At 61.9% G+C, this 13,392-nt stretch carries 15 protein-coding genes; 5 read left to right on the forward strand and 10 right to left on the reverse strand.

Annotated features, from left to right (window positions below; genetic code table 11):
• Positions 1-107 precede the first annotated feature (107 nt).
• Positions 108-917 (reverse strand): alpha/beta fold hydrolase, encoded by an 810-nt coding sequence (locus RBB32_RS05050; protein WP_306151606.1) that lies wholly within the window; start codon positions 915-917, stop codon positions 108-110.
• A 3-nt stretch (positions 918-920) separates the two neighbouring features.
• Positions 921-1,520 carry a 2-hydroxychromene-2-carboxylate isomerase gene (locus RBB32_RS05055; protein WP_306151607.1) on the reverse strand — a complete coding sequence of 200 codons (600 nt, stop codon included), beginning with the start codon at positions 1,518-1,520 and terminating at the stop codon, positions 921-923.
• A gap of 105 nt (positions 1,521-1,625) precedes the next feature.
• Between RBB32_RS05055 and RBB32_RS05060 the strand changes: the two genes are divergently transcribed.
• Positions 1,626-2,639 (forward strand): ribose-phosphate pyrophosphokinase, encoded by a 1,014-nt coding sequence (locus RBB32_RS05060; protein ID WP_306151608.1) that lies wholly within the window; start codon positions 1,626-1,628, stop codon positions 2,637-2,639.
• Positions 2,640-2,875: 236 nt separating this feature from the next.
• Here the strand turns inward: RBB32_RS05060 and RBB32_RS05065 are convergent, their stop codons facing one another.
• From RBB32_RS05065 to RBB32_RS05090, 6 genes are all read right to left on the reverse strand, one after another.
• A complete protein-coding gene (locus tag RBB32_RS05065) occupies positions 2,876-3,229 on the reverse strand; it encodes an H-type lectin domain-containing protein (RefSeq protein ID WP_306151609.1) in 354 nt (117 codons plus the stop codon).
• A gap of 122 nt (positions 3,230-3,351) precedes the next feature.
• Positions 3,352-3,777: a F0F1 ATP synthase subunit epsilon gene (locus RBB32_RS05070; protein ID WP_306151610.1), complete on the reverse strand. Its 426-nt coding sequence runs from the start codon at positions 3,775-3,777 to the stop codon at positions 3,352-3,354.
• 57 nt (positions 3,778-3,834) lie between these two features.
• On the reverse strand, positions 3,835-5,259 hold the full coding sequence (gene atpD, locus RBB32_RS05075; protein ID WP_306151611.1) for a F0F1 ATP synthase subunit beta: 1,425 nt from the start codon (positions 5,257-5,259) through the stop codon (positions 3,835-3,837).
• 22 nt (positions 5,260-5,281) lie between these two features.
• Complete coding sequence (locus RBB32_RS05080; protein ID WP_306151612.1) at positions 5,282-6,166, reverse strand: F0F1 ATP synthase subunit gamma; 885 nt, start codon at positions 6,164-6,166, stop codon at positions 5,282-5,284.
• A 15-nt stretch (positions 6,167-6,181) separates the two neighbouring features.
• Positions 6,182-7,720, reverse strand: a complete 1,539-nt coding sequence (atpA, locus tag RBB32_RS05085; protein ID WP_306151613.1) for a F0F1 ATP synthase subunit alpha — start codon at positions 7,718-7,720, stop codon at positions 6,182-6,184.
• Positions 7,721-8,287, reverse strand: a complete 567-nt coding sequence (locus RBB32_RS05090) for a F0F1 ATP synthase subunit delta (protein WP_306151614.1) — start codon at positions 8,285-8,287, stop codon at positions 7,721-7,723. It lies immediately after the preceding gene.
• 377 nt (positions 8,288-8,664) lie between these two features.
• Between RBB32_RS05090 and RBB32_RS05095 the strand changes: the two genes are divergently transcribed.
• Positions 8,665-9,012 (forward strand): VanZ family protein, encoded by a 348-nt coding sequence (locus tag RBB32_RS05095; RefSeq protein WP_306151615.1) that lies wholly within the window; start codon positions 8,665-8,667, stop codon positions 9,010-9,012.
• Positions 9,009-9,863 (forward strand): MBL fold metallo-hydrolase, encoded by an 855-nt coding sequence (locus tag RBB32_RS05100; protein ID WP_306151616.1) that lies wholly within the window; start codon positions 9,009-9,011, stop codon positions 9,861-9,863. Before RBB32_RS05095 ends, RBB32_RS05100 begins: the two co-directional genes overlap by 4 nt.
• Before the next feature lie 12 nt (positions 9,864-9,875).
• Here RBB32_RS05100 and RBB32_RS05105 read toward each other — a convergent pair whose 3' ends face one another.
• The gene (locus RBB32_RS05105) at positions 9,876-10,442 is read right to left on the reverse strand and encodes a DUF2585 domain-containing protein (protein WP_306151617.1); all 567 of its coding nucleotides are present in this window, start codon (positions 10,440-10,442) and stop codon (positions 9,876-9,878) included.
• 106 nt (positions 10,443-10,548) lie between these two features.
• Between RBB32_RS05105 and RBB32_RS05110 the strand changes: the two genes are divergently transcribed.
• Together RBB32_RS05110 and RBB32_RS05115 are read left to right on the forward strand one after the other, a co-directional pair.
• Positions 10,549-11,319, forward strand: coding sequence for an HpcH/HpaI aldolase/citrate lyase family protein (locus RBB32_RS05110; protein WP_306151618.1), 771 nt, complete (start codon positions 10,549-10,551; stop codon positions 11,317-11,319).
• The gene (locus RBB32_RS05115) at positions 11,312-12,223 is read left to right on the forward strand and encodes a glucokinase (RefSeq protein WP_306151619.1); all 912 of its coding nucleotides are present in this window, start codon (positions 11,312-11,314) and stop codon (positions 12,221-12,223) included. Before RBB32_RS05110 ends, RBB32_RS05115 begins: the two co-directional genes overlap by 8 nt.
• A 163-nt stretch (positions 12,224-12,386) precedes the next feature.
• Here RBB32_RS05115 and RBB32_RS05120 read toward each other — a convergent pair whose 3' ends face one another.
• Positions 12,387-13,115 carry a redoxin domain-containing protein gene (locus RBB32_RS05120; protein ID WP_306151620.1) on the reverse strand — a complete coding sequence of 243 codons (729 nt, stop codon included), beginning with the start codon at positions 13,113-13,115 and terminating at the stop codon, positions 12,387-12,389.
• Between the last annotated feature and the right edge of the window lie 277 nt (positions 13,116-13,392).

A 13,392-nucleotide genomic window follows, 5' to 3' on the forward strand; every position in this document is an offset into this window, starting at 1 on the left:
GGACGATGTCTCTGAGCAATCAGAGCATCCGGATACTTACGAGCTCCCGCCCGCAAACATACTTACACGTCAGCGACAGACTGGATATTTCGGGCCAGAAGAAACCCTCAGGCCCAGTTCAGGAAGCGCAGGATCTCTGCGCCAACCTGCTTGGCATGGGTGATCGGGGCCATATGACCGGCACCGGCAATCACCGCGCGTTCGGCGCGCGGCAGGCGCTTGGCAAGCCCTTCGTTGATCGCGGGGATGATGGCGGGGGATTGATTGCCCTCGATCAGCAAGGCGGGCTGCGTTACGGCATCGATCCCGCCGGGGCCCAAGAGGCCGCCAACATCATCGTAAAGCGCGGGCTGCGCGGCGGCGACCAGGTACATCTGGTCGGCCATGGCGGCGCGATGCGCAAGGGGTATGGACGCCCAGGGCGTTCCATCGCCCCAGACCGAGGTGAATGCCTTTGCGGCCTCCATGTCATTGCCATCCCGCATCGCCCTGTCAAAGCCGGTCATCGCCTCGTCGAAACGCCCCTTGGCAGCGGGTTGATCGGCAAAAGCCACGGCGAAGAACACAGGTTCGATCAGGGTAAGCGAGCGCACCAGGTCGGGCCGAATCACGGCCAGCCGAAGCGCCACGGTCGCCCCGAAAGAATGGCCGATGAGATCCCGCGGCCCGCCGTCGCAGAAACTGGCGGCGATCCTTGCGGTTTCTTCCTGTATCTCGCCGCTGCCCTGCCAGGGCGCACTGCGCCCGTGCCCCGGCATGTCGAAGGCGGTGAGCGTCAGCGCGCCCGAGACATGCCGCGCCACACCGCCCCAACTGCCCGAATGCGACAAGGAACAGTGGATGGCCAGCGCCTCCCTTGGGCCCTGACCGAATGTCGTCCAGTGGATGTCATGGCCGGCGCGGCGCCCCCTTGGCATCGCTTAAAGCTTGCCCTGCAAATGCAGGTCCAGATCCTCCAACCGGTCCTGCCCCCAAAAGCTTTGGCCCGTATCCACCACGTAAAACGGCGCGCCAAAGACATTGGCGGCGACCGCATCCTCAAGGTTTGCGGCATAGGTTTCGGCCCCGGTCAAAAGCCCGCTGTCGGCCAGCCCCGGATCAAAGCCCGCCTTTTCCAGACAGTCCTTGATCACCGCATCCTCGGCAATATCGCGATCTTCGGCCCAACAGGCCCGCAGAACCCCATGCACCAGACCGCCCAGATCGCCGCCGCCCGTCTTTTGCGCGGCAATGATCGCGTAAGAGGAGGGCGCGGCATTGGTCGGCCAATGCGCCGGTTGCAGGTTCAAGGGCATTTCCGCCTTCTTGGCCTGACGCGGCAATTCCTGATTGCGATAGGCCATCCGCGAGGGATGCCTGTCCTTGGGGGCAACCCCGCCGGTACGGGCAAAAAGCTGCATGATATCCAAGGGTTTATAAATCACCCCGGCCGCGTGGCGCGCGGCGATCTCTTCCAGTCGACCGCCCGCCAAGTAGGCATAAGGCGACAATGTTGAAAAATAATACTCAATCTGCGCCATTTTCGCGCCCTCCCCCTTTGCACAGCTTTGCCCGACGCTACGCCCATGCTAAGCGAAGTTCAACTTCACGAATCTGTCATACCAGACCAGCCAGGGACCGCTGCCATGCCCACCTCCGAACCCAAACTTATCACCGGCAATGCCAACAAACCCTTGGCCCAGGCCATCGCGCGGCGCATGTCCATGCACCGTGGCGTCAACGTGGGGCTGGTCGACGCGCGTGTCGAACGCTTCAACGACCAGGAAATTTTCGTCGAGGTCTACGAGAACGTGCGCGGCGAGGATATGTTCATCATCCAGCCCACTTCGAACCCGGCCAATGACAACCTGATGGAACTGCTGATCATGGCCGATGCGCTGCGCCGGTCCTCGGCCAAGCGGATCACCGCCGTGATTCCCTACTTCGGCTACGCCCGACAGGACCGCCGCTCTAAGGCGCGCACGCCGATTTCCGCCAAACTGGTGGCCAACATGATCGTCGAGGCGGGCATCGAGCGGGTTCTGACGATGGACCTGCACGCTACCCAGATCCAGGGCTTCTTCGATATTCCCGTCGATAACCTCTATGCCTCGCCGGTCTTTGCGCTTGACCTGATGACCCAGTTCAAGGACGAGATGGAAGACGTCATGGTGGTCTCGCCCGACGTCGGCGGCGTGGCCCGCGCCCGCGAGTTGGCCAAGCGGATCGAAGCGCCGCTTTCGATCGTCGACAAACGCCGCGAGAAAGCCGGGGAAGTCGCCGAAATGACCGTGATTGGGGATGTCACGGGCAAGAAATGCATCATCGTCGACGACATCTGCGATACCGCCGGAACACTGTGCAAAGCGGCGCAGGTTCTGTTGGATAACGGCGCCTCGGAAGTGCACGCCTATATCACCCACGGCGTCCTGTCCGGCCCGGCGGTCGAGCGGATCACCAACTCGGTCATGAAATCGCTGGTGATCACCGATACCATCGCCGCCACCGAAGCCGTCAGATCCGCACCGAATATCCGGATCATCCCCACCGCCCCGGTTTTTGCCCAGGCAATCCTGAACATCTGGAACGGCACCTCGGTTTCGTCGCTCTTCGAAACCCCGACGCTTGAGCCGGTCTACGAAGGTCAGTTCGGCCATTAGAACGTATTCAGTTTACCCTGAATCAAGGTGCATCACCAATGTCCCGAGAAGGCCGTAGGCCTGGCAGGGTATTGGGGATGCAACAATAACTGGAAACGCTTTAACGTCGCGCCAAGCCCGTTCGAACGGGCTTGGACAACGCGGTTTCGAAACCGCGTCGGAAAGCGCCTTGCACGGCGCTTGGGCCAAGCCGTTTCGAAACGGCTTTCCGGCTTTGATCGGAAAAGTTGAAGGTCTTAATAGACGTCTTGCCAGTCGTCGTCGTGAAAGACTTCGCCAATGGCCGTCCACAGGATACGCGCCCGGGCGACGCGGGTGTCGGCCCATGTGCGAAACACCACGTCAAAGCCTTTTTCGGTGATCTTCTCGGCGCTGACATCGGCGCGCACATTGGTGGCGCTGTCCATGTCCCACATGGAAAGCGACACATGCACCACCGGCGGGCTTTTGAAATGTTCGGGGAATTTCAGGCTGTGCCGCCTCTCGCGCGATCCGCTGCCCGTCCACATATCGCCACCGTCCTCGTAATCCGAGAACAGCACATCGTCGCCCTGTGCCACACCGATATGTTTGCTTTCGAGATGCCGCATCGCGCTTTCCACCTTCCCCCGGATGCGAGTAATACGACTTCTGGGCGAAATTAAGAACCAAAAAAGGAAAAGGGCCCAAAGGGGCCCTTTACGGTCTGTTACCTGATCCCGCCGGGGGTCGGTCAGTTGGCCGAAAGACCGATGTGGTCGCCCATCGCCACCATGTCGGCCAGCAGCTTGGCGGCGTCATCCACCGGGCCCGGCTCGTTAACATAGACCTCTTGCGCCTTGGCAAGCTTGTCGCTTGCCTCGTCCACCAGGGTCTTGAAATGCTCTTGCGTGATGTCGTCGCGCGCAATCGCCTTCTCGGCCAGAACCGAGATACCGTCGGCGTTGATCTCGGCAAAGCCGCCGGTAACCACGTAATCCGCCTCGCCTTCGGCGCTGACAACCTTGAGGATGCCGGGCCGCAGGGTGGTGATCAGGGGCGAATGATCGGGCATTGCCGTCATGTCGCCCTCGGCACCGGGAATACGCACCTCTTTGGCCGCGACGGATGTCAAAAGGCGCTCGGGGCTTACCAGATCGAATTGGACTGTATCAGCCATTCATTGATCTCCTTCAGGAGTTACCCTCCCGTCCCGGGGGACGGGAGGCGCTAAGGCTTAGGCCGCGTCGGCAGCCATCTTCTCGGCTTTGGCTTTCACCTCGTCGATGCCGCCCACCATGTAGAAGGCGCCTTCGGGCAGGTGGTCGTATTCACCGGCCACAACCGCCTTGAACGATTTGATGGTGTCTTCCAGCGGAACCTGCACACCGTCCGACCCGGTAAAGACTTTCGCCACGTCGAAGGGCTGCGACAGGAAGCGCTCGATCTTACGGGCGCGCGCAACGGTCAGCTTGTCGTCTTCGCTCAACTCGTCCATCCCAAGGATGGCGATGATGTCCTGAAGCGCCTTGTAGCGCTGCAAAACACCCTGAACGTCACGGGCCACCGCGTAATGCTCTTCGCCCACGATCTGCGGGTCCATCAGGCGCGAGTTACTGTCAAGCGGGTCAACCGCCGGGTAAATCCCTTTTTCCGAGATCGCGCGGTTCAGAACCGTGGTCGCGTCCAAGTGGGCAAAGGTGGTCGCCGGGGCGGGGTCGGTCAAGTCGTCCGCAGGCACGTAAACGGCCTGGATCGAGGTGATCGACCCCTGCTTGGTCGAGGTGATCCGCTCCTGCATCTGGCCCATGTCGGTGGCCAGCGTCGGCTGGTAACCCACCGCCGAAGGAATACGACCGAGCAGAGCCGAAACCTCGGAGCCCGCCTGCGTAAAGCGGAAGATGTTGTCGACGAAGAACAGAACGTCGGTCCCGGATTGGTCACGGAACTGTTCGGCCAGCGTCAGACCGGTCAGGGCCACACGGGCACGCGCCCCCGGCGGTTCGTTCATCTGGCCGTAGACAAGCGCCACCTGGGATTCTTCAAGGTTGTCGGGCTTGATCACGTTGGATTCGATCATCTCGTGGTAAAGGTCGTTCCCTTCACGGGTCCGCTCCCCCACACCGGCGAAAACCGAGTAGCCCGAGTGCACCTTGGCGATGTTGTTGATCAGTTCCATGATAAGAACCGTCTTGCCCACACCGGCACCCCCGAAGAGGCCGATTTTACCACCCTTGGAATAGGGGGCCAGCAGGTCGATCACCTTGATGCCGGTGACAAGGATTTCCGACTCGGTCGACTGCGCCTGAAACTCGGGGGCTTCGGCGTGGATCGGGCGGGTTTCCTTGGCCTTGATCGGCGCGCCTTCGTCCACCGGCTCACCGATCACGTTCAGGATGCGGCCAAGGGTGGCGTCGCCCACGGGAACACTGATCGGCTCGCCCATGTCCGACACTTCCTGCCCACGGACCAGACCTTCGGTCGCGTCCATGGCGATGCAGCGCACGGTGCTTTCCCCGAGGTGCTGTGCCACCTCCAGAACAAGGCGCTTGCCGTTGTTGTCGGTTTCAAGGGCATTCAGAATTTCGGGCAGGTGGTCGTCGAATTGCACGTCCACCACGGCGCCGATCACCTGAGTGACTTTGCCTTTTGCGTTTGCCATTGTTTCGTTTCTCCGGTTGTCGTCAGAGCGCCTCGGCGCCCGAAATGATTTCGATAAGCTCGTTGGTGATCACGGCCTGACGCGAACGGTTATATTCGATGGTCAGATCGTCGATCATCTCGCCGGCGTTGCGCGTGGCGTTGTCCATGGCGGACATCCGCGCGCCCTGCTCCGAGGCGCCGTTTTCCAGCAGGCCACTGAAGATCGCCGTGGCCACACCGCGCGGCAGAAGATCGGCCAGGATGGCCTCTTCGTCCGGCTCGTAGTCGTAAACGACATTGGCATCGGCCTCGTCCTCGGCGGCGCTTTCGTCCACCTGGAACGGGATCACCTGCTGCATGGTCGGGATCTGGCTTACGACGTTCTCGAACTCCGAGTAGAAGATCTTGGCAACGTCGAATTCGCCCTTGTCGAAACGATCCAGCAGGTTCTTGGCCACCGCCTGCGCGTCGTCATAGCCGATGTTTTTCACACCGGTCATATCGACGTGGTCGATGAACAGATCGCCAAAGTCCCGCTTCAGGGCATCGCGGCCCTTCTTGCCGACGGTGATGATCTTCACCGTCTTGCCATGCGCTTTCAGGCTTTCGGCCTCGGTGCGCGCCAGCTTGGCGATATTGGCGTTAAAGCCACCGCAAAGCCCCCGCTCGGCGGTCATCACCACCAGCAGATGCACGTTGTCCTCGCCGGTGCCGCGCAACAGGCGGGGCGCGCTATCGCTGTCGCCCACCGATGCGGCCAGCTTGCTCATCACGGCATTGAACCGCTCGGCATAGGGGCGCGCCATCTCGGCGGCCTCCTGCGCGCGGCGAAGTTTCGCCGCGGCAACCATTTGCATGGCCTTGGTGATCTTGCGGGTCGATTTGACCGACTCGATCCTGTTTTTTAGGTCCTTGAGATTCGGCATTGCCTTATCTCCCCCTTAAGCGAAGTCGGCGGCGAATTCGTCCAGCGCAGCCTTGATCTTGTCCTCGGCCTCACCCTTGATCTTCGGATCTTCGTTGGTGATCCAGTCCAGCACGTCCTGGTGCTTGGACCGCAGGTGATTCAGAAGACCGTCTTCGAAGCGGCCAACCTGGCCCACTTCGATCTTGTCAAGGTAACCGTTGGTGCCCGCGTAGATGATGCAGACGATCTCGGCATTGGTCAGCGGCGAATACTGCGGCTGTTTCATCAGCTCGGTCAGGCGCGCACCACGGTTCAGCAACTGCTGGGTCGCGGCGTCAAGGTCCGAACCGAACTGCGCAAAGGCCGCCATCTCGCGGTACTGGGCCAGCGACAGTTTCACCGGACCGGCAACCGATTTCATCGCGTTGGTCTGGGCCGACGAGCCCACACGCGACACCGACAGGCCGGTGTTCACGGCCGGGCGGATACCTTGGTAGAAGAGTTCCGTTTCAAGGAAGATCTGACCGTCGGTGATCGAAATCACGTTGGTCGGAATAAAGGCCGAAACGTCACCACCCTGGGTTTCAATGATCGGCAGCGCGGTCAGCGACCCCGAACCATTGTCCTCGTTCAGCTTGGCCGAACGCTCCAGCAGGCGGGAGTGAAGGTAGAAAACGTCACCCGGGTAAGCTTCACGCCCCGGCGGACGACGCAGCAGCAGCGACATCTGACGATAGGCAACGGCCTGTTTGGACAGGTCATCGTAAACGATCAGGGCATGGCGGCCATTGTCGCGGAAATGCTCGGCCATCGCGGTGGCCGAATAGGGGGCAAGGAACTGCATCGGCGCGGGGTCCGAGGCGGTCGCGGCGACAACGATGGAGTATTCCATCGCACCGGACTCTTCCAGTTTCTTCACCAGCTGCGCAACGGTCGAACGCTTCTGGCCGACGGCCACGTAGACACAGTAAAGCTTCTTGCTTTCGTCGTCGCCCGCGGCTTCGTTATAGCTTTTCTGGTTCAGCATGGCGTCCAGCGCCACGGCGGTCTTACCGGTCTGACGGTCGCCAATGATAAGCTCACGCTGGCCACGGCCAATCGGGATCATCGCGTCAACCGATTTCAGGCCGGTCGCCATCGGCTCGTGCACCGATTTACGCGGGATGATGCCCGGCGCTTTGACGTCGGCAACGCCGCGGTTCTTGGTCTTGATCGGGCCCTTGCCGTCCAGCGGGTTCCCCAGGCCGTCCACGACACGACCCAGCAGTTCGTCACCGATGGGCACGTCCACGATCGACTTGGTGCGCTTCACCGTGTCGCCTTCGCCGATCTCACGGTCCGAGCCGAAGATCACGACACCCACGTTGTCGGCTTCAAGGTTCAGGGCCATGCCCATCACACCGCCGGGGAATTCGACAAGTTCACCGGCCTGCACATTGTCCAGACCGTGCACACGCGCGATACCGTCACCGACCGACAGAACCCGGCCAACCTCGGCCACTTCGGCGTCTTTGCCGTAGTTCTTGATCTGGTCCTTCAGGATCGCAGAAATCTCTGCAGCTTGGATACCCATTTATCCGACCTCTTTCATTGCATTCTGTAGGGAATCGAGGCGCGAACGGATCGAGGTATCGATCATCTTCGAGCCCACCTTGACGACAAGACCGCCGATGAGGCTTTCATCGACGGCCGCATTGATCTTCACGTCCTTGCCAATACGCGCCTTCAGCGTCTTGGCCAGTTTCTCGGACTGCGCCTTGGTCAGCGCCTTGGCGCTGGTCACGTCGGCGGTCACTTCGCCCTTGTCCTCGGCGATCAGCGCATTGAGCTGGCCCAGAAGCTGCGGCAGCACGAACAGGCGGCGCTTGTCGGCCATCACGGCCAGGCCGTTCTGCAGCGCAGGCACCAGGTTGAGCTTTTTGCCGACAGCGGCGATTGCGGCCCCCTGTTCGGCACGGCTCAGGACCGGGCTTGCGATCAGATCGCGCAACTCCTCGCTCGCGTCCATCGCGGCGGCAAGGTCGGTGATATTGGATTCAAGCTTGGCCACGGATTTGCTTTCCTTGGTCAGCTCGAAAATGGCGGTGGCATAGCGCTCGGCAATGCCGGAGGAAATCGAAGCTGGTTCGGACACGTCCACCCTTCCGATGTCTGGCCCCGGTTTACAAAAGACGGCACGGGGGCCGTCTTGCCGGGGGCGTTAACAAACGGCGTGACCCGGATCACACCAAAATTCGGCTGGGGTGTAGCAGAGCCTTGCACACCGGGCAAGCCGCTTGAAAAAGAATGTATACCATTGAATACCACGTGTTTTCAAACACTTGTGCACCCTGCGACGCTTTGCACCCATTTTCCCGCTTGAAAAAGATCATGCCGGGACGGTTTTTTTGCGATTCCTTGGCGAAAAAGGCGGCAATCCGTTAACGCTATCACGCCCAAGATGGCCACCTGACCGGGGTTTCTACGGGGACGTTTGCGATGTATCACCGGCAGATCAGGACAAGCGTCAGGAGTGACATGCCCCATCCTATCGCCCTCATTCTCACCCTGTTGACCGGCGCGATCATCGGCTGGTTCACCCTGACCCCGCCGGGCGAGACCGGCAGCGCCCTGCCGCTCACCGACAAGCAGCTTCACGCGCTGGCCTTCGGGCTGCTGGTGCTGCCCGTCGCGCTGACGCGGCCCCGCGCGCTTTGGTGGCTAGCGCCCCTCGCGCTGCTTTACGGCGCGGTGATCGAACTGATCCAACCCGGCGTCGGGCGCACCGGCGAATGGGCCGACCTGCTGGCCGACGGGCTGGGCATCGCCCTTGCCTGCGGCTTGGGCGTATTGCGCGGGTGGCGCCCCAAGGCGGCCCGCACATGACCGATGCCATCACCCTTCTGGGCACCAAGGGCGGCCCGGCGATCCGGCCCGGCTCCTCCATGCCCACGGCGATCCTCGTGCAAATGGCGGGCCAGACGGTGCTGGTCGATGCCGGTCTTGGCTGTACTTCGGCCCTTGCCCGCGCGGGGGTCACGCTGACCGATCTCGATGCCGTGCTGATCACCCACCTGCATTCCGATCATTACCTCGAACTCGGGCCGCTTTTGCACACCGCTTGGACGGCGGGCCTCAAAACCCCGCTGCCCATCCACGCGCCCGAGGGGCTGAACACCTACTGGCAGGGCTTTCTGGCCTCCATGGCGTTCGACATCGAAACCCGCATCGCGGACGAGGGCCGCCCCGATCTGGCCAGCCTCGCGCCGATCCATGTGCTGGACGAGACCACGACCCTTCGCATGGGAGACCTGACCGTCACCGCCCTGCGCAACCACCACCCGCCGATCGAGGACAGTTTCGCCCTGAAACTCACCGGCGCGGGCAAAACGGTGGTGCTGTCGGGCGATACCGCGCCCCTCCCCGAAATGGTGGATTTCGCCAAGGGCGCCGACCTTCTGGTGCACGAGGCGATGCTGATCCCCGGCGTGCAAAAGATCGTCGACCGGATGGGATACAAGGACGACCGCCTGCTCAAGCACATCCTGCGCAGTCACACCCCTGCCGAAGAGGCCGCCAAAATCGCCCGAAAGGCCGGGGTCAAGGCGCTGGCCCTCAATCACCTGATCCCCGCCGACGACCCCGGCATCACGGCAAAGGATTGGCTGCACGCCACCGAACCGCACTATTCCGGGGCAATCCACGTGGGCCAAGACGGCATGAAAATCCCGCTTTAGGGGCCACGGACCCTAACCCGCCTGCCAGGTGGCAATCGCCTCAACCGGGTACAAAAGCATGATGATATTGAGCGCCAAGCCGTCGCGGATAATCCACATGGTCAGCACCTCGAACCCGATGACAACGGCCACACTGGCCCAGACCGGCAAGACCCGCGCCAGCCAGAAGCCGATGAACATCGCCACGATATCCGACGCGGAATTGAGGACGCTGTCACCGTAATAATCCAGTGAAATCGTCACCTCGCGATACCGCTGGATCACCGCATCGGTGTTCTCGACAATCTCCCAAGCGCATTCGACCAGCGTGGCGATCACCAAGCGCCAGCCAAGCGGCACCCGCCGCGCCACCAGCCACAGGGTCGCGTAGAACAAAAACCCATGCAAAAGGTGACTGGGGGTATACCAATCGGCCAGTTGCTGACTGGCCTCGCTGGTGCCCAGTGTCCCCCACAGGTCAACATGCCCGCATTCGCAAAACGGCACCCGCCCCATCGCCAGCAGGGTGATCAATGTGCCCAGGGTGATCAGGGCGGTCAGGATAAGGGCGGGGCGGCCAAGGCGCGTATCACTCGTCATGGCGCTAAAAAGGCACAAGCCGCCCGGGCTGTCCATGGGTTAAACCCCTATCATCCCGGCCTTCATCCGCCTATCGTCGCCCCGAACAAACAGACAGGAGGCCCCGATGCCCGCCCCCGAAAACCGCTTCAAGATCCGCCTGGCCAAGGGCGAAATGCTTTACGGCTGCTGGGCGGGTTTTGCCGACCCTTATGCAACCGAGGTGCTGGCCACCGCCGATTTCGACTGGCTGGTGATCGACGGCGAACATGCCCCAAACGATCTGCGCTCCATCATGGCACAGCTTCAGGTGCTGGAAGGGCGGCACAGCGCCCCGGTGGTCCGCCTTCCCATGGGCGAGGACTGGGCGATCAAGCAAGCGCTCGACACCGGCGCGCAAACCCTGCTGATCCCCATGGTCGAAAGCGCCGACCAGGCCCGTGACCTGGTGCGCGCCACGCGCTACCCGCCCGAAGGTATCCGCGGGTCGGGCGCGGCGCTGGCCCGTGCCTCGCATTTCTCGGCCATCCCCGATTATATCGGCACGGCGAACGCGCAAATCTGCCTGCTGGTACAGGTCGAAACCCGCGCCGGGATCGCCGCGCTGGACGACATCCTTGCCGTCGACGGCGTCGATGGCGTTTTCATCGGCCCCTCGGACCTTGCCGCCGACATGGGGCACGCCGGGGACAGCAGCGCGCCCGAGGTCCGCGACGCCATCCAAGATGCCCTTGCCCGCATCAAGACGGCAGGCAAGGCCCCCGGCATCCTCGCCCTCGACCCTGCCACCGCGCAAACCTACCGCGACTGGGGCGCGCAATTCCTGGCCGTGGGCATCGACGTGGTGATGCTTGCCAAGACCGCGCGTGACACCATGGCCCGCTGGCGCGATGACTGACCTTCTGGTGGACCTCGGCGGCACCCATTGCCGCGTCGGGCTTGGCGACGATACGGGCCTTCTGCCCGAAACCGTCGCCAGCCTGCGCAATGCCGATTTCCCCGATCTGTCCAGCCTTCTGCAGGATTATCTCGCCGCCCAGCGCCCCGGCCCCCTGCGCATCCTCTGCGTAGGTGTCGCCGGGCCGGTGCGCGGGGATACGGCCCAACTGACCAACCACGCATGGCATATAAGGGCCGATGCACTGGCCCGGGCCACCGGCGCGCAAGCCGTGCATTTGCTTAATGATCTACAGGCCCAAGGCTACGCGCTCTACACGCTGGCCCCCGGCACCCTGACGCCGCTGCGCCCCGGCACGCCCGATCCGGACGGTGCAAGGCTGGTTCTCGGCCTTGGCACCGGCTGCAACGTCGCCGTGGTGCACCGCGTGGGCGATGACCTGTTCGTGCCCGCCGCCGAATCCGGCCACGCCCCGCTGCCCGATTGCCCCGACCTGCGCCCGCTTTACGATGCCCTGCGCGGCGCGCACCCCCACCTGCCGATCGAGGCCGCCCTTTCCGGCCCCGGCCTTACCCGCCTGCACCACTGGCTGACAGGCGAACGGCTGACGCCGCAACAGGTCATGACCGCAAAACACGATGACACTTTTGCCCTTGTCTCGCGCATATTGGGCAAGGTCGCAGGCCTGCTTTGCCTGCACCACATGGCCACGGGCGGCCTTTTCCTCATCGGTGGCACCGCCCGCGCCATCGCCCCTCATATCGCTTGGGGCGTGTTCGACACGGCCTTCACCGCCCGTGGGCCATATACCGAGATCGTCAAGGGCATCCCCCTACACCTTGTAACGGATGACAATGCTGCCCTCAGGGGGTGCGCAAGAGTCGTCAAAGCCTTCCGCCCTTGACCCGAGATACCAGCCAAAGGCGAAAGGCCTGCAACGATTGAGGAAGGCGCAGCATTTCGCGAAACCCCGTGTTTCAGGTTTTTCGCGAAACGCTTTGGGCAAGACAACACGGTCGTGCACGCCCCCCCACCGGGCTGCTGCCACAGCCCCAGGTGCTTATAGTCTAGGCAGGTTCCTTCACCGCCGAAGGTTGAATGACCTTCAGGCTGTTGCTGACCTTCGTCCAGTTCCGGCCATAGCGCCGGTAAAGATCTTGGTCCGCGTCGTCGCTGGGCCGCGCAAGGAATTCATCGCCTGGCTGCCAATCGGCGGGTACGGCAAGATTCGTCGCCTCGGCCGCCTGCAAGGCCTGCGTCGCGCGCAAAGCCTCTTCGCTCGACCGTCCAACACAGGCAGGGTAGTCGAACATCATCCGAAGCCGCAAATCCGGCCCGATGATAAAGCTTTTGCGAATACTGAAGTTCGGATCGCTCTTTGGATGGATCAACCCCATCTCTTCGCTCAGCATCCCGTTCGGATCTGACAGGACAGGGAAATCAATCCGGATGTCGAACAGCGCTTCGACCTCCTCGACCCAGGTCATGGTTTCATACAACGTCCCCACCGAGATCGCCGCCAGCGCGATATTGGCACGCTTGAAATCCTCCTGCATGACGGCCAGCGAGGCAAGCTCGGTCGTGCAAATCGGGGCGAAGGCCTTTCGATGGCTGAAAAAGTAGACCCATTCCCCCTCGGCCCAATTGTGCAGGCAAAATTCTCCCTCCGTTCCCCAGGTTCTGAAGTTGGGGAAAATGTCTCCGATCTGCGGCGTCCATTTCTTCGCGGTTTTATATCCACTCGGAATTTCGATCCATTCGTCTTCCGGCTTTGAAAACTGCAATACGTTTGGCATTTTGCTTGTTCCTATTGTTGCCCCTAGTCACAATAACGTCTTCAACCAACAAACCTCAGGTTGAAATTTCTCTGGCAATAATGGCGAAAGTTGGGCAAAAACCACCTGAGGGCGAATTTTTTCGTCATCTCTGTTTCCGTTTCGAAACCAGCCCCGAAAAAGACGCCCCCGGCGCCACGTACCGCATCCATGCCGCACGGGGACGATGCGCAATCCCTTCCCCTGCTCCGCGCGCTCTGCCATAATGCGCCCCAACCCATAAAACAAAGAGCAGTGC

The organism is Roseovarius sp. MMSF_3281, assembly GCF_030733685.1.
In the GTDB taxonomy this organism is placed as follows: Bacteria; Pseudomonadota; Alphaproteobacteria; order Rhodobacterales; family Rhodobacteraceae; genus Roseovarius.